Here is a 22,663-nt window from a genome sequence, read left to right as displayed (position 1 = left end):
TCAGAAAATACTCTGAATGTTTGGTTATTCAATTGGCCTTATACTTTAGTCAGTGGTAATGGCCATCACTACCAAACACATTAAGAAAGAAGGAAAAGAAAATGAAGAAATTACTGTTCTATATTAGAAATTTTTTTCAAGAAAGTATGGGTGATTGTAATGAGTGAAAATACAATTCAAATAGATCATTTCATATTTAGTTTTAAAGATGGTATTCAAATGAGAACAAGTGAGGGGATTAATACTATCGCGATGTATGCTCGCATCACTCGTGTCTTTATAAACACTAATACCAATGAACAAAGCTTTGAGTTAACTTTCCGCCATAAGATTTTAAAGGATATACACGTCATCCCCATATCCTACAAAAGCTTACAGCCTAATAGTATTGTTTCTCTGATGCGCTTTGGTCTAGATGCTACAAATATGAATCGTAACCATTTATGTAACGCATTAATAACAAGCTTATCAGAAGCAAAAGTTGTGTATGTCAATCATAATTATGGGTTTGATACCTTTGATAACCAACCTATTTTCGTTACCAATCGTTTCCACTCTTCCTTTCCCATTAAAGAAGAGATTCATATTAACCATGACAGGTATGACTTGAAACCAAGTGGTCAGCTTGATGAATGGCTTCATATGTTCGAAACATATGTGGAAGGACGTACCGAACTCGAGCTAGCTACAATGATTGGCCTTAGTTCACCGATTCTTGCTTATTTAAAGCGGAGCCATGTTGATTTGAAATCACTTATGATCCATCTTTCGGGTGACTCAACATCCGGGAAAACATCTGCTCTCTCCCTGGCAGTGTCAGTCGCAGGTAGTCCAAATTCTGGAGAAAAATCGCTCCTGAGACATTGGAATGGAACCCTAACATCTGTTATGGCGAGCCTTGAAGATATACACGGTATTCCCATCGCATTTGATGAGCTATCCACAAATACCAATGCCAATCTAACAAGCTTAATTTATAGCTTAACAGAAGGGGTTGGAAGGTCACGAGCAAATATAGATGGTAGCCTAAAAGAGGTTGGTTCTTGGTCAACAGTCATCCTTAGTTCAGGAGAACTCAGCATCTACAATCGTCTCAGTCACAACGTCGGACTCCGTGTGCGTGTCTTTGACTTCGAAAATGTGAGTTGGACTGAATCTGCCGAACAAGCAGAAGCCATTAAGCAGGTGACCGCAAATAACTATGGGCATTTGCTTCCTGCCTTTATGGATTATCTATTTGAAGTAGGCTTAAGTGTGATTGATAGTTGCTATGAAAATCAAGTTGAACAGTTACTGACACTGTTACCGGATTCCAGGACAAAACAACGTGTTGCGAGTAAATTAGCGGTTATTCTTGCTACCGCAGATCTTGCCAATCAATCTGGACTTGTTTCAGTCAACATTGAGAAAATGACCCAAATGCTTGTTGAATACGAAAGGAATCATTTGTCGGAGCGAAATTTAGGAGAAGTTGCACTGGATAAATTGATGCAGCACCTCATCGTCAACCAACGCTCTTTGACGAAATTTGGGCACAATACCTTAGGTTACTTGGAGGGTAAAACAGTATGCATCTACCGTGAACAATTAGGGGCCACCTTAAAACAACTTGGCTTTGAAGATAGTCAAATCATTGTTAAACGTTGGATTCACTCTAAAGTTATTATCCTATCTGAAAAAGATAGAAACACAACACGAAAGTTAATACAGGGCAAAAGAATGATTAGTTATAAGCTTCAAATTCCCGAAATTTATGTCCGTGAAGGACTTTGTGAGAAGCCAGGCCCACCCACTTCTCCCAATGAAAACTTGATTAATGAGAAGCTTGCCAAATACACATCGCAATCCCCTTTATTCGACGATATTTTCAAATAAATAAGTTATAGCGATAAAAGTAGAAAGAAGGAATCCAATTGACCAATATAACTGAAAAACAAGTTGAGTATTTCATTGATACCTTAATTGAAACCTTGTTACTAATTGAAAGAGGTGCCATACACGTTGACTAATAAAGCCGTCATCTATGCTCGCCAATCAACCAGTATGCAACAGTCTATTCCAGCGCAGGTAACTGCGCTGAATGACTTTGCTTACGAAAAACAGATGCAAGTTGAAGTTGTCTTTAAAGATATTATGAGTGGTAAGAATACCAATCGAGAAGGATTCAATGCCATGAAGAAGTACCTGAAAGAAAATAATATTGCGTATCTACTCGTATGGCGATATGACCGTCTGGCTCGTAACTTAAAAGACTTACATGCGTTTCTCGCATTTTGCTTGGATATGCATGTCAAAGTTATCAGTATCTCTGAGCAGTATGTTGATCATAAAAGCGGTAAGGCGAAAGATATACTCTTACTCCAATTAGTAGGCTCAATCGCCGAATATCAAAGGACAGCTATTCAAGAAAATCAGCAGATTGCTTATCAGCATATGCACGCACAAGGAAAAATCGTGAGCGCAAATGTTCCATACGGTTATCGCTTAGTGGAAGGCGAGTTAGTTCTTGAACCCACGGAAACAAGTATTGTAAAGCAGATATTTTCTCAATATTCTCAAGGTCTTGGTTACAAGAGGATTGCCGAAAATCTAAATCAATCTGCCCTCCTAAATCGGAATGGAAAGTTATGGCAGACCGCTCGTATTAAAGCGATCCTGGATAATACTTTCTACATAGGAAAAATAACGAGTAAGTATGGAAATAGTAATGTCCATAATTTACCGATTATAAGTAACGAACTGTTCGATAAAGTGCACCAAATTAAAATAAGCAAATCACCTGTCAAACAGAGGGTAACTCGTCGCTATGTCTTGCAAGGAAAGATACTTTGTCCACATTGCCACTTGGTATGTACGCCTACACATACGTTAAATAATAACAAAGATTACTATTACTATAGCTGCCCGTTATATGCAGCCAATGGCAAACGTCACTGTCCAGGTTGTCACCTTGATGCATTGAAAATTGAACAAGCTGTTTGTAACATCTTAACAAGCTTTTTACAATCAGATGTAATCCGTAAACAACTCAATACTCAAATTACTCAAACGAACAGTGAAATATTAAAAAAGAACAATAAGAAAAAAACCACCCTGAAACAAAGACAAAAAAAACTATTACTGGACTTCGAGAATAAAAAAATTGATAGTGTCCAATTAAGCCAGAAACTAGCTGCTTTAAATACCAGAGAACAGACGTTAGAATTAGCACCACTAATTCCTAAGGAAATTGGAAAACTTGTCAACCTGAATATAACAGTTGATCCAAACCCAACCATCACTCAATACATGCTTTACCAAGGGATTTTGGATTCCATTAACGTTAGTTCAGAGAAACTTGTTACTGCTGTCCGCTTAAAAGGACTTGACCAAAATATAATGGAGGGAAAAACAAATGTATCATAAAGAACACATAAAAGCTGTAGGATATATACGTGTATCCACTCAAGAACAGGCCGTTGAGGGTCACTCTCTAGGTGCCCAAAGAGAGGTTATAAAAAGATACTGCCAAAGAAAAGGCTATGACTTAATAAACTGCTATAGCGATGAAGGGATTAGCGGTAAAAGTATGGATAAACGATTCGGGATTCAAGACTTACTTGAAGACAGTAAGAATGAGCAATTTGACGTCGTTGTTATCTGGAAACTTAGCAGATTGAGCCGTAAACTCATTGATACGCTCAGCATTATTGATACACTTAGTGATAACAACATTGCTTTGGAGTCAATTTCAGAAAAAACTGATTTTACTTCAACCTCAGGAATACTTATGACTCAAGTAATGGCATCTATCAACGAATTTGAAAGAAATGTTACTGCAGAAAATGTTGCTTTAGGGCATAAAGCTAAAGCTCATCTTGGTGAGTGGAATGGCGGGCGTGTACTTGGTTACAATAGTGTCCAGAATGAAAGACGTGGAAACACTTTAGTAGTTAATCCACAAGAAGCTAAAATAATCCAACTTATCTTCGACTACTATTTAAATGGGAAAGGGTATCGTGCAATTGCAAATGAATTAAACCATCAAGGATTTACAACCAAACGTGGTAACTCTTTCAGTACAATAGCGGTAAAAGATATTCTAAAAAACCCTCTTTATAAAGGTGAGATTTTATATGGAAAAAAAGCCAAGAACATAAAGGAGTTACAAGATGATCCGATAATCGTAAAAGGAACTCATGAGGCAATTATAGACCCGATTACTTGGAATAAAGTCAATCAATTACTTCAGATTCGTTCCCGAAACCCCGAACGAAATAGGACAGGAGCCAATGTTTTAACAGGTCTAATCAAGTGCCCTGCCTGTGGTGGTCATATGGTTGTCAATAATAGTTACTATACGCGAAAAGATGGGACACGTATCAAGAAGAAATACTATGTCTGCGGTGCCTTTAAAAATAAAGGGACTACTGCATGTAATAGTAACAGTATCAATGCCGACGAAGCGGAACAGAAGGTCTCTGAACGTTTTAAAGAACTTATCAACTCAGACAAGCTTGTAGAACACTTGCTTCTTAAAATGAAAATGAATAGTGAGAATGGGAAAGAACAATTACAGAAGAAAAAGGAAATACTCACTGATAAAATCATCACTGCCAGCAACCATAGATTGGTTTATCAAGAAAAAATTAAAAGCGAACCCAACCTTAGTGACATCTGGCAAGAGGCCATCAACCGGCTAGCAGCTGAATGTGATGAGTTCAGAGACGAGATTTTTAATATTGACCAACGGATTAAAAAAGACTATTCCGACTACGATATCGAACAAATCACTACTCTGATGAATGCCTTGATTCGGAAGAGTCAAAGTACTACTAATAAAACTGAACTAAAAAACTTATACCTAGCTTTCATTAAACAAATACAGTGGAACAAAGAAACAAAAAAATTTGATATCCAACTACATTTTGATGAAACTAATATTGCTGAGTACTTAGGTATCAAACCAAATCCTGACCCTGATAGCCGACCAACAAGCATACCGGATAACTTGCCCAACGCAAACCTAAAGAACCTTCCAAATGGAAGGTTCTTTTTACGTGGTGCGCTTGATATTTGGGTTTAATCGATAGCCCCCGAAACCCCGAGGTTTCTTAAAAGAAAGGCTTAGTAAAGTAGGTGAATCCCTATTAATAGCTAAGCCTTATCTTTTTTCTATAGATCGAAACATTCATTTTTCACACATTAGTATAATAACTGACTGGTTAAAATATCAATAGGACTCATATACATTTTTTTAAACCATTTATTTTTTAAGGATTTACTTACTAACCTTTTATATTTTTCAAAGAATCCCCGAAAATTTGAATACTATGAACTCATGACAAGATGATAAATAATCTGTCAATTATACGTACTGCTATAGAAATCTTTTTCCGTCCTTTTTATATGATTATCATCATATAATTTATTCATCGCTTATCCAATCAGTTACTCTCTAATAGTTTTTTATATAGTGAAAAAATGGGGTATTCTTCAATGTTACTTATATCACCCAACATTTTCTCGGCTTCCTCAAATTTTCCAATAATGACATTTATACAGAATTCAGCTAGTTTTTTTTCATCCTTTTTTTGGGGGATATTTAATGTAGCTAACTCGTATATTTCAGAAGTTTCAAGAGGCCTAATTCTTCTAACACATTGATAATAATTAATTTTATATATAAAACGATTTTTTTCTGAAACATCTGAATTATTACCAAACATTTTACATAATTCCGTACATAACTTTAATATTTCCAAGTTATTAAAGTTATCATATTCTCCAATTCTTTTTAATATAAAAGATACTATCGCTCCATGCCCCATCTCTCCAATTTTATTCTTTTTATCAAAAGATTTTAATATAGCATTATAATTAATATTACAAATATTAGAAAAATCGGTTAATGCAATATATATACTTGGAAACTCCTCTTCTCTAATTTTTGTTCCTGTACTATCTTCTTCTGAAATAAGAATTGATTGATTCACCAGTCTATCATTAAATGGATATTCAAAAGAATTGGTTTCTTTATTGTAAAATGTAATAAACGATAAGTCATGAATATTCATTTTCACCATACGGCTGAACTTGTTATCAAACCCTTCAAGATTTTCATCTCTTTTATTTATAAATACATCTCTTAGCAAATAGATATCATCTACAATTTGAGAATAATTACCTTCAATTTTTACATCTGTTCTTATATGATATTCATCAAACACTTCTTTGATTTCGTCCATTAAATTAATCGTATTTTCAAGTTGCTCTAATTCTATACTATTGATTTTTAGTTCTTTGAAAGTCACATCAATTAAATTAGGAATGTTTATTTTTTTCTTCTCAAACAGTTTTTTTAAAAAAGGAAGGACACGCAATTGATATTCTAAAGATTTGTAATTCATTTTTTTTATAGTGAATTTTTTTGTTTCACTCAAGCTAAATTCAACAACATCTTCAATTACTAACTTATACTCTTCAACTGTTCCTCCACCTCTAGGCTTTCTATATCCTTCCCAAGAAAGATTTAACCTAAATTCATCGTCTCCTACATTAATTAGCTCTCCGGCTACTCCTTTCTTAAAACTTTCTGGAGTTATATAACCATTAAAGATGCTTTCCTGTCCCTCAGATATATAAAATTCCTTACTCAAGAATTTTTGCTTTCTACTAATGTATGTTTCCGTTAACAATCCTTCTCTAGGTATAGATGTCTTATCAATCTCAATCATCCGTGGTTGCCTATCAAAATTATTGAAAAAGTCAAAACACACTCTTTCTAATTCCTTATCTTCTATTCCATAAACCGTAGTAGAAATCGTAGCTTGAGTTGATGAGATACTATCCATAAGTTTTTTTGCTTTTAGTCTAAGAATACTATCGACATAAAGTTTCTTTTGATATCTTTTAGTATCAGGATCATATATTATCCCAACAACAATTAATAGAACACCCCCTTCATTGTAATAGTTTTTATAATGTTCTTTCGCTAAAGAAAATTTGAACTTTTCTGGAAATCCTAATCCTTTTTTCATTTGCTTTCCTTTGACTTGCACATCCACCTTCCCTATAAAACCTTTAGAATCGTATTTCCTTTTGTTAAAATTATAGAGCCATCAAATGATACTCCTTTATCATTAATTGGAATATCACCTTTTAATTTTTCTGAATATTCATTAATTATCGTATTTAAATGCCCTACTGCAACCTCTTCGATTCTTACTGTATCAACTATTTTTTCCCCTTTTTCATAATTAATTTTTTTACTCATTCTAACCACCCCTTTAAGCTTATATAACTAGAGTCTTAAATCATCAAATTCAAAACAAATATCCACTAGAAATCTTCAGTTGTATATTAAAGTGTATCAAAAAATCTAACGGTTTTATGATGTGGACTATCTACTCACAAGTGAGATTTTTATCATCATTTATGATACGCATGCCCCTTACTAATCCGAAAGGCACGATACACTTGCTCCACCAGCACCAACCTCATCAATTGATGAGGAAAGGTGAGTTTTCCGAAGGATATTTGTTCATTGGCTCGTTTGAGGACGGAGTCACTCAGTCCTATAGATCCTCCGATTACGAAAACTAAATCACTTTTCCCACGGATTCCTAGTTGTTCGATGGCTTTTGAGAACTCGACGGAATCATATTGCTTTCCATGAATGGCTAACGCAAATACGTAACTCGTTTCTGATATTTTTGCCAGGATTCGTTCGCCTTCTTTGTCTTTTACTTGTTCCATTTCTTTTTCACTTAAGTTTTCTGGTGCTTTTTCATCATTGACTTCAATGATTTCCAGTTTACAATAGCTACCCAACCGTTTGACATATTCTGCGATTCCTTGTTTTAAGTACTTTTCTTTTAATTTCCCTACGGTAATAATTTTTATATTCATATAGTCCTCCTACTTGTACGTATCGTCTCCTATTCATTATTTAGTAAATAGGAAAATTTAGCAATGTAAAATAAGTATGTTTTTACTTTCTTTAGAGATCTTTTTTAGTTTATTTATAATGAAAAAATGCTATAATTACGCCATTGCAAATAAAAAACAATTGGATAGTTCTTATAGAGAGGTGAATCATGTGTTAACCAAATTCCATAACTGGAATAATAGTAAAAAAATTGCCGCGAGCTTCATTGTGGTTATCTTCATTGGATCCCTTCTTCTATCTTTACCGATCAGTCAGCTAGCAACTTCTGAAGCGGGATATTTTCAACATCTTTTCCATGCCGTTTCCATGGTTTGTGTGACCGGACTCGTTATTACTCCTATGTATGAAACCTATTCTATTTTTGGTCAAACCATTAGTATGGTTCTGATGCAAATTGGTGGATTGGGATTGATGACGCTCGTTGCGAGTGCTCTGATTACTTTTGGAAAAAGAATGCGACTTCGAGAACGTTTAGCAGTTCAAGCTGGACTGAATATGGAGGATGCCACCGATTTAAAATCATTTTTTCTTACGATTATTAAATATACATTTATTATTCAAATGACCGGATTCTTTCTATTATCCCTTCGTTTTGTTCCTGCATTCGGCTGGGGAAAAGGCTTGTTTACTTCACTTTTCTTAGCAATATCAGGATTTAATAATGCTGGTTTCGATAACCTAGGGGCTAGTTCCTTAATTCCTTATGTACATGATCCCTTGGTAAATCTTGTCATTATAAGTCTGATTATTCTAGGTGGGATTGGTTTTTCCGTCTGGTTTGATGTCGCTCGAAATACAAAATTAGCTTTGAATCATCCCGTTAAGAAATTTTCACCTATCTTTTTTCGTCGTCTTTCTTTACATAGTCGACTTGCGCTTATCATGACTGGTTTATTAATAGGAACGGGAACGATTTTCTTTTTTATGGCGGAATATACCAATCCCGATTCAATTGGTTCCTTTACCTTTTCACAAAAATGGTTAGCTAGTTTTTTTCAAACCGTTACGATGCGGACCGCTGGCTTTGCTACGATAGACTTCACAACCGTTACTTCTTTTTCTCTCTTTTGGTTTATTTTAACCATGTTTATTGGTGGATCTCCTGGAGGAACAGCCGGTGGATTAAAGACAACTACTTTTGCGATGGTTGTTTTACTTTTCTATAATGAAATACGTGGTCAGAAAAATGTTAATCTGCTGCACCATACGATTTCTAGTCAACTAATCCGTCATGCTGTTGTAATTTTCACCGCTTTTCTACTGGCCTTTCTATTTGGAGTAGGAATCCTTTCTATTTTGAATCCTGAAGTAGATTTCATTTATCTGTTATTTGAAGGAATATCGGCTCTCGCAACTGTAGGAGTTAGCGCAAACTTAACTCCCACCTTGGAAACACCGAGTCATATCGTGTTGATGTTCATGATGTTTGCTGGAAGAATTGGTCCAATCACTTTAATGGATAGTTTGATTCGTAAGAATGAACGCGTAAAAGATGTTCAGTACTCAAAAGGAAATATTTTGATTGGATAAGAAGGAGTTTATAAAATGAGAAAAACAATTGGAATTTTAGGGTTGGGAATCTTTGGATCAACGATTGCCAAAACTTTGGCAGAAAATGATTTTGATGTGATTGTTCTTGATAAAAGTGCGGAGAACGTGAATCGTTTAGAACATTTTACTGCTAAAGGGGTCATTGGTGATATGACCGATTTAGAGTTACTAGAAGCAATTGGCTTAGCAGAATGTGATGCGGTCGTCATCGCATCAGGTACCAATCTAGAGTCTAGCATTCTTGCATTAATGAACTGTAAAAAGCTAGGAATCAAAAAGATTATTGCAAAAGCAAAAAATAAGATGTTTCAAGAAGTATTGGAACAAATGGGTGCTACTTCAGTTATTCTTCCTGAAAAATTAACCGGAATTCGGGTAGCAAAAAACTTAATGCGTACTTCGATTCAAGATATTGTTGAATTAGATGAATATACTTCTATTATTGAGTTTCTTCCACCTAAAAAATGGATTGGTAAAAGACTCGATCAACTAGATTTACGCAATCGCTATGAGATTAATATTATTGGCATGAGAAAAACAAAAGGAGCACGTTTAAATGTAGGGGTTTCTAGTGATACCATCATTGAAGAACAAGTTGTATTAGTAGGAATTGCTGAGTCAGATTTATTTGAACGTTATGATTATCTCAATGAATTAGAATAAATAAAAAAGTACTTGTGGATATTATTTTTATACCCACTTGTACTTTTTTTGTGAATAATTCTATAAAAAATTAACTTATGCACAAAATAATATAGTAAGTCACAGGTTATCCCCAAAAGTTATGCACATGTACACACGTTCGCCACTACATTTAGTGTGTTTTTTATTTTTTCTCTAAATATTGATTTCAAAAAAGCAAGCACTAATTTGTGCACTAGTTATACACACAAGCAACTTCACAATCTTTTATTTTTAATCGTTGATATAACGGCTTAACTTAGTAAAAATCACAATCTCTCCTTATCTGTGCACAGGTTTTTAACGTTTCTGTGGATAACTTTTCCGTTTTCAGAAAACAAGAATCGTATAGCTTCAACATAGTTATCCACAGGTTTGTTGGTTTTCTACCTTTTTCTATCCACACTTTTCTTTTATTTTCCTTGTGAATTTGTAAAAAAATACACCAATCAAAAATAATTGGTGTATTCTAGTAGCTATTTATTTTTATAACGAAGGTTGTCCATCTGTTAGTGTAATGTCTAGTGTTTGAAGTTCGCCACTTCGGTAAAATTTAATTTCTACTGTCTCTCCAACTTCTTGTGCATATAATATTTTTCGGAGCTCTACCATGTTACTAATTGGTTCTCCATCCATTTCTACAATCACATCATAAGCCTTCAATCCTCCTACTTCTGCAGCAGAAAGGCTTGCCACGTCAGCAACTACAACTCCAGAAGTTACGTCCTCTGGGATTTTTAATGTAGAACGTTGTTGAGAGGCTGAGACTTGTTTGAGATCAACCATAGAAACGCCGAGAACCGGTCGAATCACTTCTCCATGTTCTTCTAATTCAGCGATGATTTGGATGACATCGTTACTTGGAATAGCAAATCCCATTCCTTCAACAGTAGCATCTGCTATTTTCATTGAATTAATACCTATTACTTTTCCAGCAATATTAATCAATGCTCCTCCTGAGTTTCCTGGGTTAATGGACGCATCCGTTTGAATAGCAGTGACATCCCAATCACTCACACCGTCTCCGTCAATATCTGTTTCCACGGTTCGGTCTGTTGCTGAAATAATCCCTTGAGTAGCAGATGTTGCAAAATTAATTCCTAATGGAGATCCGATGGCAATGGCTGGTTCTCCTACATTCAATGAATCTGAGTCTCCAAATTGAGCAATCGTTTCAATTCCTTCTACAGGAATGGTTAAAACGGCAAGGTCTGTCCAAACATCATTTCCGATTAGTTTAGCTTCTTTTTTAGTACCATCTTTCATCAAGACTTCCAGAGCATCTGCATCATCAATAACATGATTATTCGTAACTACGTATGCTACATCTCCTTCAATCTTATAGATGACTCCGCTTCCCTCTCCTTGTGTCACAAGGTTGCTGTCTCCCTCCGTTTCAGATTGAGGGATGGTAAAGCCAAAGGGATTACCTGTGCTCTCTGTCATATTGATAACGGACACTACCGCATCCTGCACTTGTTCAATCGCTTTTGTAGATTCTGTTGTCACATCCAAAGAAACGTTTGTACTTTGTATTTCATTCGTGTTGGTTGTAACCTCTGATTCATTTAGACTATTTGGTGCATATGAAAGAGTACCTGTTCCGAATAAAAGTCCAGTTCCTACTAACGCAACGATTGCCCCTCCAATGATTCCACCAAAAATTCCATCTCTTACACTACGACGTTTCGGTTCTGGTTGAATTGGTTCTGATTTTTCAATTGGTTGTTGCGTTGGTCGTTCCTCAAATTCTTCTTCCATTTCTACTTTTTCTGTGGAAGAAATGGTTTCTACCGTCTCTTTATCGATTTCTGTATCTTCAGAATTTATAGAGTCTTCTTCAATAACTTCTTCATAATCTCCATATGTTTCTATTTTTTCTTTTTCAGAGTCAGGTGACGAGTCCTCTTGAATCTCATCATCCTCATTTTTTGTAAATGAATCTGCGTTAAGGGAATCTTTTGGCTCGACTTTTTCTGAATCTTCTTGGTTTTCCCACTCTTTTTTATCCATATGCTCGTCCTCACTTTCTAACTTTTTCTATTTATAGTATAAAATATATATTTGAAAAAAATATGAAGAATTTTAGCACTCTTTTCTATTTAACAAAGAATTTTCTTGTCTTAATTGTATCATAAAGCAAAAAGAAGACAGAAGACAAAGCCTTTCTAATGGGCTTTTACTTCTATCGTCTTTTCTATACACTAAATAATTCTGTTGCAATACCCGGATCGGTATCGTAGACATGAAACTCTTTATCGACACCTAAATCTTTGATTCGGAAAATACCTTCAGCTGTCTCTCTTGCTAATTGTTTAATATTATTATCTCGACTCAAGTGTCCTAAATAGATTCGTTTTGTGCGATCTCCTAACATTTCTGCAACCGCCAAGGCCCCATCATCGTTAGAAAGATGCCCTTCATCTCCCAAAATACGTTGCTTCAAGGACCACGGATATCTACCCATTCGTAATAACTCTAAGTCATGATTACTCTCAATCAGATACGCATCTGCATTTTGAAGCAACCCTCTTAACCGATCACTGACGTAACCGGTATCGGTTAACATCACAAATTGTTTGCCTTCATATTGAAACGTATAAAATTGCGGAGCTACTGCATCGTGAGATACTCCGAAACTTACTACATCTAAATCTCCAAAAGTCATTACTTGACCCATTTCAAAGATGTTTTTCTGTTCTGTTTTTATTTTTCCAACTGAATCTGGCATTGCATTCCAGGTTTTTTCATTCGCAAAAAGATCCATTCCATATTTTCTTGCTAGTACACCCAATCCATGAACATGATCCCGGTGTTCATGGGTAACTAGGATAGAATCTACTTCAGATAGATCACGATTGATACTTTTCATTAATTCCGCAATTTTTTTCCCACTTAAGCCGCAATCTACTAGAATTTTTCTTTTTGGTGTCTCGATATAGGTACAATTTCCGGAACTTCCACTGGCTAGTATACTAACCCGAAAATCATTATTTATTTGTCTGTTCATCTATCGCGTTTCCCTCCAATTTACTCTCCTAGTGTACCGTATTTTTCAAAAAATATCAGTATTTTAGATTATGATTTAATAGAATGATTTTGACTAGGAATTCAATCAAAATGCTCCTCCACCCGATCCACCGCCAGAACCACCAGATGATCCGCCACTAAAGCCGCCACCTGTTCCACTAGCGTTTGGTGTATAAGAAGAAGCTGTCACGCCAGTTGTTACACTTTGGTTTAAACTATTTACAAATAGATAATTGGTATAGTAGTAGGTACCGAAACTACTGTTATCTAATTCTTCTATCGGATACTCTATCTGTAATTGCTCCATTACACGATCTCCTACTCCAAGTGCAATCGCATAAACGAGATAGTGTCCCCAAACTTCAATCGATCCAACTTCTCGCATTGGGAAATTCCCAACATCCAATAGCATATTCTTAAAGCCTGTCCATTCTTTCAAAGCTCGGTCTCCTTCCATAGTGAGAGACGGATTTTTTAAATGATAGATAATCACATAAATGGTGAAGAGGATTCCTACTATCGGTATACTTAGCATCCACAAAGAAATACCTGTAGTCCCTATCAAAATTCCCATTAAGAAAAATAAGAAAACATTCGCTACGAACGTTAGTAAAATCATGCCAACTACTTTTGAAGCATGAGGGGCTCGATACGCTTCTTTAAACGTACTCGAACCATCTTCTACGTCACGGACCCATTCCTCTCGTTCAGAATTAAAGAGTTTTGCTTGTTCCTTATCATCACCAATATTTTCAATATCTTCTAAGGTAACTTCCATACCATTTCCTGCTAGGCCAAGAAACAGGTGAATCAAACGTTCTTCATGTTCTAGTAAGTACTCATCAGGATTTTTTTCAAGGATAAACGATAATTTTGTTTTTCTTTTTCAAAAAACCTTTTTTCCTTTCGGATTCGCTTTCCTCAATCTGAAGGTATCCTTTTCGAATCAAATCCATAATCGTAGCGGTTATTTCTTTGCTTCCTGCTGCTTGATTAAACACAGCTGCATTCATAATAGCCGGAGTCATTTCTGCTGGTAGCTCATAAACATGGTCCGGTATATGGACAGGATTGGGATTGGCTTCTTCATTTTTTCTTTTTAGCCACCTAAACAACCAGAATGGTAGAATTACCCCGACTCCTCCAAGCAGTGCTCCTAGAATAAGCCCCAGCACTCCTCTTTGTTTTTTCTGAACAGCTAAATTTTCTTCAAAAGCCATAATTTCATCATACTTGTCTTCATTTACTACATTTGGATTACTCGGTGTTACATAGGTTGGGAAAATAACTCTCGCTTCTACGAAAGACTCCGCTGAATTGTAAGGTACGGTCAACAAAACTTCTTGATTATCTTTTAAAGCTACTTCTCCTTCAAGATCTCCATGCCCCCATGCACGAAGTTCTCCGTCCTCAACTGCTTGTGGTAAGGTAATCGAGATCATAATATCTTCTATGTCATCTTCCCAACCTTCACCAATCACTTTTCGGTTTAGTTCTGCTATATCATTATAATTCGTAATAATTTCCGGTAATCGGTATTCATAAATAACCGTTTGAACTTCATCTTCCATTGGATTGTAGACGGTAAATTCTAAAAAGTCTTCCGTATTCTCTAGAGCAAAGGTTCCTGGTTCTTCTGAGGTACTAGGAGCAAAAGGAAAGGCATCTTGTTGGCCATCTGCTTGCATAGAGACTTTTACATCCGTTGGCGTTTCAATCTCAGAAACATCTAGTTTATATAGGACTCCATTGTACGCTCCCTCAAAATCATAGGTAATACGCTCTGTAAAAAGGGCACTCCCGTCTTCTTGTATATCAACTTGAACGTCATAATTCATAATTTCAAAAGATCGAGCGGCAACTTCTGGTGCTGGTATTCCAAACAGAAAAGAAATACTCAATAGTAAAATCCATCCATACTTTTTCAATACAATCACTCACTTTCTATTATCAACTACTCTCTCTCTTTATTATACACAAATCTCTTTTTTTATTGCATCTTCTTCCTATAAGCTACTTTGGTAGAACACTTAAAAAAAGGATAGGACATTTTATGTCCCATCCTCTGTATTTTTATTCTTCTTTAAATAAAACTCTTTGCTCACTGGAGCGTTCCCCTTCAAGGAACGCATCCAGCCAATTTTCAGAATTAATATGAAGTGTGGCCGTATTTTCCGTATCCAGTTTTTCTTTTGATTCTTTTGATTCTTTTTCTTTCATAAAAGAACTTTCCGGTTCTACAATTTTTGACACCGTAATAATATTCCCAGTTAACGCATCCACTCGTTTCACTTGTACAGATACATTTTCACGCACAATTTCTACATACCACATTGGGCTGTAGATATTCATATCATCTAAACTGAGTGTTTGGAAATACGATAAGGTAAGATTCTGAATGGTTGCTTTATTGGGAATTTGATTACTTAAGTACAACAATTCAATCGCGTTTTGCTCAGAGATAACGGTTCGATCGCGTCCTTGTATTTCGGCAGGCCCCGTATGTGTTTGTTCATAGGAAATAACTTCTTTATCTTCATTCAAGTTAAAAATTAAAGACCCTGTACTATCAGCGATTGAATTCCATTCACTGATTGCATAAAAATAATCTGTCGATTAATTACTTGGTAAGAAAGAAAGGTATATTCCTCTCCTTTTAGAACGTTGCCACTATCAATAAATTCTTGCAAAGGAGCTATTTGAACAGATAACGCATTTTCTGCTGCTAGATCTAATTTAATCGGTTCGATTAGCATACTAATTAGCTTATTATTTTCCATTCGAGTTGTCTGATTTGGTAAATTTTTAAAATTTTCTTCTAAATATTTATCTTTTTCAGTTTTAATAAAAGGAACTTCCACATTTTCTATCGAAAGTTCTGGTGACTTAATATTGTCACTTCGTAAACCTTCCTGCAAATTTACAGCTGAGCTTGGGTCTCCAAAATTTAATGACTCATTCTTATCTAACAAAACGGATAATAGATAGATATTCAGTATAGAAAAGGTGACAATGAGTATGATTTGTATTCTTTTAAAGTCCATTCTCGGTCTCCTCCCCTAAAGCAATCAACCAAGAATCTAACGTTCTCCATGTACCTTTCATTTTTACAAACCAGCGAGGAGTCAATTCTACAATTCGATTGCTTTCATCACTATTACTCCATTCATAAGCAATTTCAATCATTTCAATATCTGAAAAAGAATATCCCTTACTTTCAAGTGTTGCAATAATTTCTTCCCCCATTGGGAGCTCTACATTCTTTTGTCGATCTTCTAATGGAGTTTGAATAATTTGTGTAGGGAACTGTATCTCTGTCGATCCTGAGTTAGCCATTTTCATACGAATGGCTCCCATTCCTTTGGTATCATAAATAGGTATTCCACTCACATATCTACGATACGTAATTTGGTCCGTAGCTGAATCGTATCCATCATATAAAGAAAGTCCCGGCCATGTATCTAAAAACTTTAACTCATGAAAACTATTACGAACTTGACGATAAGCTAAAATGGATGTTCGATCCAAATTATTACGATAGTAATACAAAATACCACTATCCTTACTAATTCGTAATTCAGATATGTTGTCACTATAACTGATTACAAAATCATCACTATTATCTCTTAATTCCGTTGTATCATCAAAAAGTTCATTAATAAAAAAACTAGTAGATTGTTTTTCAGCAAGATAAACAAGCGTCGGAACCGTTACCCGTTCTTGTGGCATAAACACAATTCCATTTGAGAATATATACGCATTTGCAGGTATAAATTCATCTATGTTTTTTGTATATAAGGCTAATAGCGGCTCCATTGACTTTTCAGAATTTTGAGCAGTATAAATTTTTTTGTTTCATCATTTACTAAATAAATTTCATCTTCAGACTGTGGAGAAAGAAGAATTCTCGTAATCATTTCATTGGATAACCCTTCTGGTACTACTTCAAAATAACGGGAAATCAAATCTAAATGGATAGCAGCTGGAAATTTCACTTCTACCCTTCCCGTTTGCAACACTAAATCATTAAATTCATCCAAATCATAGGTTGCCAAAAAAGAAAGATCTTTCATTTTCCAATCGGTCAGGAAGCGATTCACATCTTTTAAAATTTTAGTGTCTTTTGTGATATAGGTGCGTGTATCTGTATGCACAGACATCTGACTTGGTACAAAGACTTCCTCTAAATTTTTAGTGGTAGAGATACTTGGACTTTGTACAGTAGGAGCGACTGGTTGTAAATTTAGCGTCTGAGAGGGGATAGCCAAAATCCGCCATGTTAGAAATAAACTTAGACTCACTAATACATACAATACAACCGATACGAGCCTGGACTCTTTTTGTCTCATCCCCACTCCTCCTCTTCTTCTTCAAATTCTTCATATGGCAAGGAAATGAAGAAGGTGGACCCTTTGTTTTCAATACTGCTTGCCCAAATTCTACCACCATGCATTGTTAGCACCTCTTTAGAGATCGCTAAGCCTAGTCCCGTTCCACCCATTGAACGTGCTCTAGCCTTGTCTACACGATAGAAACGTTCAAAAATATGTTGAAGATCTTTGCGTGGGATTCCTAGACCTTCATCTGTCACACTTAAAACGATACTATTGTGTGTTTCCATCAGACGGCACGTAATCGTACCTCCATCTGGGGAATATTTTAATGCATTATTCATAATGTTATCAATAACCTGAATCATCTTATCTTGATCTACTTCAACCCAAAGCGTTCTTTGAGTAAAATCTCGAATAATTTTGTAGTTTCTATCCCGATACTGTTCTGAACTAAACATTACTTCAAAACGATCTAGAATATGCCCAAAAAGATCATTCATACTGACAAATTCCAATTCCAATTGTGGCATCCCTTGGTCCATGCGAGATAGATGTAGCAAATCTGTAATCATTCGAATCATCCGGTCGGTTTCAGTAGTAATCACTTGTAAGAATGCTGGAGCGATTTCCTGGTCTTTCCAAGCACCTTCTTGAAGTGATTCTGTATAACTCTTTACACTTGTAAGAGGTGTGCGTAATTCGTGAGAAACGTTCGAAACAAAACTCCGACGTTCTTGCTCTATTTTTTCTTGTTCAGTTATATCCGTGAGCACACAAATTAAGCCACTGATAAATCCAGTTTCTCTTTGAATAACAGAAAATTCTCCTTGAAGAATATTTTCGTCTGTCTCTTCTCCTGTAGGATAAAGGATTAATTCTTTTTGAATTTCTAATAACTGTCTAAATGTAAATGTATTACCTAGATGAAGAACATTCATAATTGATTTACCAATCGCTTCTTCTTGTGTGAGATCTAATAAATCAAGGGCTCGATTATTAATAATAATTACTCGTCCTCGACGATCGGTTGCTAGAACACCATCAGACATATGTTTCAAAACACTATCTAACCTTTGACGCTCTGCTTCCGTTGTTTCTTGTGCCTCTTTAACTTTAGAAGAAAGGTCATTGATTGTATCGGCTAGCTGTCCTAATTCATCATTTCCGTAAATCATCACTTTTCCAGAATAGTCCCCTCGAGCAATATTCGCGGTCTGTGTCCTCATTTCTGAAATGGGTCGGGTAAGCCCACGAGAAATAATTACCGCAAGTAAAACCGTAATTACAATGGCAAACACAGAAGCATTCAGAAAGATGGTAACAATATCCATAATCTGGCTGTAAACTGTTTCGATATTGGATTCCATCACTATCGCTCCGATTAGTTCTCCTGTATTATCCGTAGTAAAAATAGGAGATACGGTTTTCCACACTCTACTGTTCCGGTCGTCGTTTAAATATTGATATTTTCGGTCCGTTTGTAAGAGCATAGCCTGTTGCACATCTCGATCGGTAGATTTCAACCCTATCATTGATTGACGAGTCTGATCATTTGTCCCTAAAATATAACCTCGATCGTCTACAACACGAATTTCCAAAAAATCTCCCCCAATATAATCCTGAAGGATATTTTGGATAGAAGATTCTTTTAGTTCCTCATCACCGTCAATTAAGACTGGTTGTAGAGAATTTTCTAAGAAACGAAGATTCAAACTCATTTGTGTATCAAAATTATTTATTAATTTTGTTTCCAATTGGCGAATGAAATAAGCTCCTATAATTTGTAAAGATACCAATAGCATAAAAATAAACAGCATTGGTATCTTAAAGTGGATGGATTGAATCCATTTAATTTTTTTATTCATATATGGTTACTCCTGGTCTGGATTTTTTAAGAAGTAGCCAACTCCTCTTCGAGTAATGAGCCATGTTGGATGGCTAGGTGTATCTTCTATCTTCTCACGTAATCGACGTACCGTTACATCTACGGTTCTTACATCTCCAAAGTAATCATATCCCCAGACCGTTTGTAAAAGGTGCTCACGGGTCATTACCTGACCAATATGGCGGGCGAGATAGTGAAGAAGTTCAAACTCGCGATGAGTCAACTCAATTTCTTTTCCTCGTTTAGAAACGATATAAGCATCTTCATGAATGGTGATGGCACCGACATGGATTTCATTAACTTTTACTTCTTCCTCTGGCTGAGCGGAAGGTGGTGAACTTAACCGACGTAAGTTTGCTTTCACACGAGCAATTAATTCTCGATTGGAGAATGGCTTCGTTATATAATCATCCGCACCTAATTCTAACCCCAATACTTTATCAATCTCTGAATCTTTTGCCGTTAACATAATAATTGGCACATCATTTGTTTTTCGAACTTGACGACAAACTTCCAAACCGTCTATTTTCGGTAACATTAAATCTAATAGAATCAAATCTGGTTGAACAGAAGCAACTTTTTCAATAGCTTCTTCCCCATCAAAAGCAGTGTGGACTTCGAATCCCTCTTTTGTTAGGTTAAAATTGATGATTTCTGAGATAGGTCTCTCGTCATCGACAACTAATATTTTTTTCATAGGCTACATATCTCCTTGATGGATCTATTCTTATACTACTTATCTTTTTCGTTACATGTGTTCATTATACCTTGCTTGGCAAACAAGTGCAAAATATTTTTGTAAGCGTTATCCAGCGCGTGTTTTTTGATTGACTTAAACTTTTGATTTTTTACGATAAGAAAATGACTAAACAGTCAACGCTCTTATTATCTTACTACAGCTAAAAGAAACTACTATTTAAATTAGGATAACAGGCATCCCTACTTCTACTAGGTTGAAAAATTGTTCCATTACTTCTGGTGGCATATTAATACAGCCATTTGATCCATTTACTAAATATTCTTGTGAACCAAAAGAACCTTGCCAACTTGCATCATGAATGCCAATTCCTTCCCAATCAATGGGAATCCAATATTTTACGGGCGTTTCATAGTCCGCATCTCGACGTGGGTTATAACCAATCAATGTTGTATCTTTTACTTTGTTCCATGCGTAGAAAACGCCAATTGGTGAAGCAGTCTTCGGATGTCCTCCAACAATGACTGATTCAAAGACTTTTTGACCTTCTTTATATACATATATTTTTTGATTTTGTAAGTCTACTTCTACATAGTTAGATCCGATATCGGTACCATCGTCATTATAACCGGAGCCATTAATTGCTGGAGTAACCGTTACATCCTCTCCTGCTAAAATATAGGCAGCCAAATTATCTGCTTCCGCTGTCGTAGCAATCGACCAACCGTACGTCCCCGCTGGAACTTCAACAGTTCCTCGATTTGTACTTTCAAACTGACGTGTTTTCCCATTGGTTGCATATTTTTCATGTAAGCTTTCTGCATATTTTTTAGTTTCCTCCGTATTAACAGAAGGTTCCCCTTTATCATCTACAGAAAGCCACGTAACTATTTTTTCTTTAGGTACAATCTCTTCTTTCCCTGCTATTTTATAGGTTACAACTATATTAGATAGATCATCCATTTTTTTCAAAGAAGCAAGTAGGGTTTCATTCTCTTTGGTGACAGCAGGTTGGGCATAGCTATCTTCTAGATGTACTTGATCCGAACTTCCCACCATAGATTGAATGATTTCCTCTTTTAGCAATTCTTGATCAATAACAGTCCCTTGTACTTCAGGTTGGATAACAAACGCATCATCTTTATTTACAATACTAGCATTTTCAGAAGCAGTACGATCTTCCGTTTCAAGGGAAAGGGTTTTTATAAAGGTAAGCAATGCTTCTTCCTTGTATTCAACCGCAGAAGAGTCACCATTAATTTTCTTTTCTTGAAAAGCTAGAATCGGCCAACTCCAACTACCTTGTTCTGCTTTGGCTTGTTTCAAAAGCTCTGTATCATCCATACTTGCGTCTAGTTGTGATGGAGTAAAACTCGCTATAGTTTCATCTTTTTCTTTTATAGTAATGGTCTTCGCATGAAAGTCTTTTGCGATTTTACGATTAGCTTCTTCTATCGTATTGCCAGAAATATCAATCGTTCCTAAAGTTGTTTTCGGTAAAAAATGATCTTTATAATAAACTCCTCCACCAATATAGGCAACAAGAAGTACTACTATCAACGTAACAGTGGTTATAATAACTGGTTTTCTTTTCAAATGATTTCCTCCTAAGGGTCTAACCAAACATTTTTACGATATTACAATTTGGTTACGTTTGTGTTACACGTTTGAATTTCTTACTAATTGTAACGTACATTCTTAAATTTGACTATGTTTTTGCATCATTTTTAGTGAAATTATAAGAATTTTCAATCAAATAAATAGCTTTTTAATTAAAAAAAGAAGAATCGCATCTCTGCCCTCTTCTCTCTTCATTCTTATTGGATTTCTTTTAAGATATATGAAAAGTCTACTTTTTCTTTTTTGACAATCATCAACAAGCCATCTCCTAGTGGAACTAGCGAAGAGTCTAACGCTTCATGATTTAAAACTAAATCTAATAGTTGATTTAATCGTCGGTGAATTTTACGAACTCGCTTAGGAATATCTTTTTCATCATGTAAAATGGTACCTCCTTGAAAAACATCATCAATGATGAGCATCCCATTAACACTTAATAGATTCATGCAATATGGTAAAAATTCATAGTATTTCGCTTTTGCACTATCCATAAAAATGAAATCATATGGACCTTCTAATGTGGGCAAGAGGTCAGCTGCATCTCCTTCTAAAAGAGTTACCTTTCCATCTAAACCTAAATTTATAAAATTATTCTTAGCTCTCTCAATCATAATATCAAAGCGGTCAATCGTTGTAATATGCCCTCCATCTGCTAAATGTTGTGCAAACAGACTAGCAGAAAAACCAATTGCTGTTCCAATTTCTAGAACTTGTTTGGGTTTTATTTGGCTTAGTAGTAAATTCAGAAATACTGCTGTCTCATGAGGAATAATAGGTATCCCTTTCTCGTTCGCATAGTTCTCTAGATCACCTAGTTTTCCGGAAAATGGTTTTAACTCTTTTCGCATATATTCTACTAATTCTTTTTTAACAACAGGTCGACTCATCATTTCATTTTTATCGTGCATCTTTTTTCTCCTTAAAAAAAGCCATCG

The 22,663-nt window shown here is 35.6% G+C and carries 18 protein-coding genes and 1 pseudogene; 5 read left to right on the top strand and 14 right to left on the bottom strand.

The genetic code is table 11. The features are described from left to right. Positions 1 to 159: 159 nt before the first annotated feature. The 3 genes from LZ578_RS02080 (at position 160) to LZ578_RS02070 (ending at position 5,065) form a co-directional block, all read left to right on the top strand. The gene (locus tag LZ578_RS02080; RefSeq protein WP_235145701.1) at positions 160 to 1,875 is read left to right on the top strand and encodes a DUF927 domain-containing protein; all 1,716 of its coding nucleotides are present in this window, start codon (positions 160 to 162) and stop codon (positions 1,873 to 1,875) included. A 126-nt stretch (positions 1,876 to 2,001) separates the two neighbouring features. Next, positions 2,002 to 3,405: a recombinase family protein gene (locus tag LZ578_RS02075; protein WP_235145700.1), complete on the top strand. Its 1,404-nt coding sequence runs from the start codon at positions 2,002 to 2,004 to the stop codon at positions 3,403 to 3,405. After that, positions 3,395 to 5,065, top strand: a complete 1,671-nt coding sequence (locus tag LZ578_RS02070) for a recombinase family protein (protein WP_235145699.1) — start codon at positions 3,395 to 3,397, stop codon at positions 5,063 to 5,065. The genes LZ578_RS02075 and LZ578_RS02070 overlap by 11 nt, the downstream gene beginning before the upstream one ends. Before the next feature lie 361 nt (positions 5,066 to 5,426). Here LZ578_RS02070 and LZ578_RS02065 read toward each other — a convergent pair whose 3' ends face one another. The 3 genes from LZ578_RS02065 to rlmH all read right to left on the bottom strand — a co-directional run bounded on the left by LZ578_RS02065 (position 5,427) and on the right by rlmH (position 7,890). Beyond that, positions 5,427 to 7,040 carry a hypothetical protein gene (locus LZ578_RS02065; RefSeq protein WP_235145698.1) on the bottom strand — a complete coding sequence of 538 codons (1,614 nt, stop codon included), beginning with the start codon at positions 7,038 to 7,040 and terminating at the stop codon, positions 5,427 to 5,429. A gap of 11 nt (positions 7,041 to 7,051) precedes the next feature. Beyond that, the gene (locus LZ578_RS02060) at positions 7,052 to 7,255 is read right to left on the bottom strand and encodes a hypothetical protein (RefSeq protein WP_235145697.1); all 204 of its coding nucleotides are present in this window, start codon (positions 7,253 to 7,255) and stop codon (positions 7,052 to 7,054) included. Positions 7,256 to 7,410: 155 nt separating this feature from the next. Next, positions 7,411 to 7,890 carry a 23S rRNA (pseudouridine(1915)-N(3))-methyltransferase RlmH gene (rlmH, locus tag LZ578_RS02055; RefSeq protein ID WP_235145696.1) on the bottom strand — a complete coding sequence of 160 codons (480 nt, stop codon included), beginning with the start codon at positions 7,888 to 7,890 and terminating at the stop codon, positions 7,411 to 7,413. A gap of 190 nt (positions 7,891 to 8,080) precedes the next feature. Here rlmH and LZ578_RS02050 point away from each other — a divergent pair, with 190 nt between their 5' ends. Continuing rightward, positions 8,081 to 9,460 (top strand): TrkH family potassium uptake protein, encoded by a 1,380-nt coding sequence (locus LZ578_RS02050; RefSeq protein ID WP_235145695.1) that lies wholly within the window; start codon positions 8,081 to 8,083, stop codon positions 9,458 to 9,460. Positions 9,461 to 9,475: 15 nt separating this feature from the next. Further along, on the top strand, positions 9,476 to 10,144 hold the full coding sequence (locus tag LZ578_RS02045; RefSeq protein ID WP_235145694.1) for a TrkA family potassium uptake protein: 669 nt from the start codon (positions 9,476 to 9,478) through the stop codon (positions 10,142 to 10,144). A 504-nt stretch (positions 10,145 to 10,648) separates the two neighbouring features. Here LZ578_RS02045 and LZ578_RS02040 read toward each other — a convergent pair. The 11 genes and pseudogenes from LZ578_RS02040 to LZ578_RS02000 form a co-directional block, all read right to left on the bottom strand. Next, the gene (locus tag LZ578_RS02040) at positions 10,649 to 12,175 is read right to left on the bottom strand and encodes a S1C family serine protease (RefSeq protein ID WP_235145693.1); all 1,527 of its coding nucleotides are present in this window, start codon (positions 12,173 to 12,175) and stop codon (positions 10,649 to 10,651) included. 184 nt (positions 12,176 to 12,359) lie between these two features. After that, entirely contained in the window at positions 12,360 to 13,172 is an 813-nt protein-coding gene (locus LZ578_RS02035) for an MBL fold metallo-hydrolase (protein WP_235145692.1), read from the bottom strand. Between the two features lie 105 nt (positions 13,173 to 13,277). Next, positions 13,278 to 14,006: a DUF2207 family protein gene (locus LZ578_RS12415; RefSeq protein WP_255763911.1), complete on the bottom strand. Its 729-nt coding sequence runs from the start codon at positions 14,004 to 14,006 to the stop codon at positions 13,278 to 13,280. Positions 14,007 to 14,046: 40 nt separating this feature from the next. Then, the gene (locus tag LZ578_RS12410; protein ID WP_255763910.1) at positions 14,047 to 15,120 is read right to left on the bottom strand and encodes a DUF2207 domain-containing protein; all 1,074 of its coding nucleotides are present in this window, start codon (positions 15,118 to 15,120) and stop codon (positions 14,047 to 14,049) included. Between the two features lie 145 nt (positions 15,121 to 15,265). Continuing rightward, positions 15,266 to 16,236 (bottom strand): annotated as a pseudogene (locus tag LZ578_RS02025) (two-component system regulatory protein YycI). After that, on the bottom strand, positions 16,226 to 17,008 hold the full coding sequence (yycH, locus tag LZ578_RS12405; RefSeq protein ID WP_255763909.1) for a two-component system activity regulator YycH: 783 nt from the start codon (positions 17,006 to 17,008) through the stop codon (positions 16,226 to 16,228). The pseudogene LZ578_RS02025 and the gene yycH (LZ578_RS12405) overlap by 11 nt, the downstream one beginning before the upstream one ends. Next, entirely contained in the window at positions 16,993 to 17,541 is a 549-nt protein-coding gene (gene yycH / locus LZ578_RS12400; protein ID WP_255763908.1) for a two-component system activity regulator YycH, read from the bottom strand. The genes yycH (LZ578_RS12405) and yycH (LZ578_RS12400) overlap by 16 nt, the downstream gene beginning before the upstream one ends. Continuing rightward, positions 17,538 to 19,391, bottom strand: a complete 1,854-nt coding sequence (gene walK, locus LZ578_RS02015; protein WP_235145691.1) for a cell wall metabolism sensor histidine kinase WalK — start codon at positions 19,389 to 19,391, stop codon at positions 17,538 to 17,540. The genes yycH (LZ578_RS12400) and walK overlap by 4 nt, the downstream gene beginning before the upstream one ends. 6 nt (positions 19,392 to 19,397) lie before the next feature. Further along, positions 19,398 to 20,108: a response regulator YycF gene (gene yycF, locus LZ578_RS02010; protein WP_235145690.1), complete on the bottom strand. Its 711-nt coding sequence runs from the start codon at positions 20,106 to 20,108 to the stop codon at positions 19,398 to 19,400. A gap of 219 nt (positions 20,109 to 20,327) precedes the next feature. After that, positions 20,328 to 21,704 (bottom strand): L,D-transpeptidase family protein, encoded by a 1,377-nt coding sequence (locus LZ578_RS02005; RefSeq protein ID WP_235145689.1) that lies wholly within the window; start codon positions 21,702 to 21,704, stop codon positions 20,328 to 20,330. Between the two features lie 221 nt (positions 21,705 to 21,925). Next, positions 21,926 to 22,636 (bottom strand): O-methyltransferase, encoded by a 711-nt coding sequence (locus LZ578_RS02000; protein WP_235145688.1) that lies wholly within the window; start codon positions 22,634 to 22,636, stop codon positions 21,926 to 21,928. Between the last annotated feature and the right edge of the window lie 27 nt (positions 22,637 to 22,663).

Source organism: Jeotgalibaca sp. MA1X17-3, assembly GCF_021513155.1.
In the GTDB taxonomy this organism is placed as follows: Bacteria; Bacillota; Bacilli; order Lactobacillales; family Aerococcaceae; genus Jeotgalibaca.
This window is presented reverse-complemented; position numbering and strand designations above follow the sequence as displayed.

What these genes read in the sequence shown, in the direction of transcription:
- LZ578_RS02060 (WP_235145697.1), bottom strand. Translation starts at nt 7,255, where the DNA reads ATGAGTAAAAAAATTAATTATGAAAAAGGGGAAAAAATAGTTGATACA.
- LZ578_RS02080 (WP_235145701.1), top strand. Translation starts at nt 160, where the DNA reads ATGAGTGAAAATACAATTCAAATAGATCATTTCATATTTAGTTTTAAA.
- yycH (WP_255763909.1), bottom strand. Translation starts at nt 17,008, where the DNA reads ATGGAGCCGCTATTAGCCTTATATACAAAAAACATAGATGAATTTATA.
- LZ578_RS02040 (WP_235145693.1), bottom strand. Translation starts at nt 12,175, where the DNA reads ATGGATAAAAAAGAGTGGGAAAACCAAGAAGATTCAGAAAAAGTCGAG.
- yycH (WP_255763908.1), bottom strand. Translation starts at nt 17,541, where the DNA reads ATGAGACAAAAAGAGTCCAGGCTCGTATCGGTTGTATTGTATGTATTA.
- LZ578_RS02035 (WP_235145692.1), bottom strand. Translation starts at nt 13,172, where the DNA reads ATGAACAGACAAATAAATAATGATTTTCGGGTTAGTATACTAGCCAGT.
- LZ578_RS02045 (WP_235145694.1), top strand. Translation starts at nt 9,476, where the DNA reads ATGAGAAAAACAATTGGAATTTTAGGGTTGGGAATCTTTGGATCAACG.
- LZ578_RS02000 (WP_235145688.1), bottom strand. Translation starts at nt 22,636, where the DNA reads ATGCACGATAAAAATGAAATGATGAGTCGACCTGTTGTTAAAAAAGAA.
- walK (WP_235145691.1), bottom strand. Translation starts at nt 19,391, where the DNA reads ATGAATAAAAAAATTAAATGGATTCAATCCATCCACTTTAAGATACCA.
- rlmH (WP_235145696.1), bottom strand. Translation starts at nt 7,890, where the DNA reads ATGAATATAAAAATTATTACCGTAGGGAAATTAAAAGAAAAGTACTTA.
- yycF (WP_235145690.1), bottom strand. Translation starts at nt 20,108, where the DNA reads ATGAAAAAAATATTAGTTGTCGATGACGAGAGACCTATCTCAGAAATC.
- LZ578_RS02070 (WP_235145699.1), top strand. Translation starts at nt 3,395, where the DNA reads ATGTATCATAAAGAACACATAAAAGCTGTAGGATATATACGTGTATCC.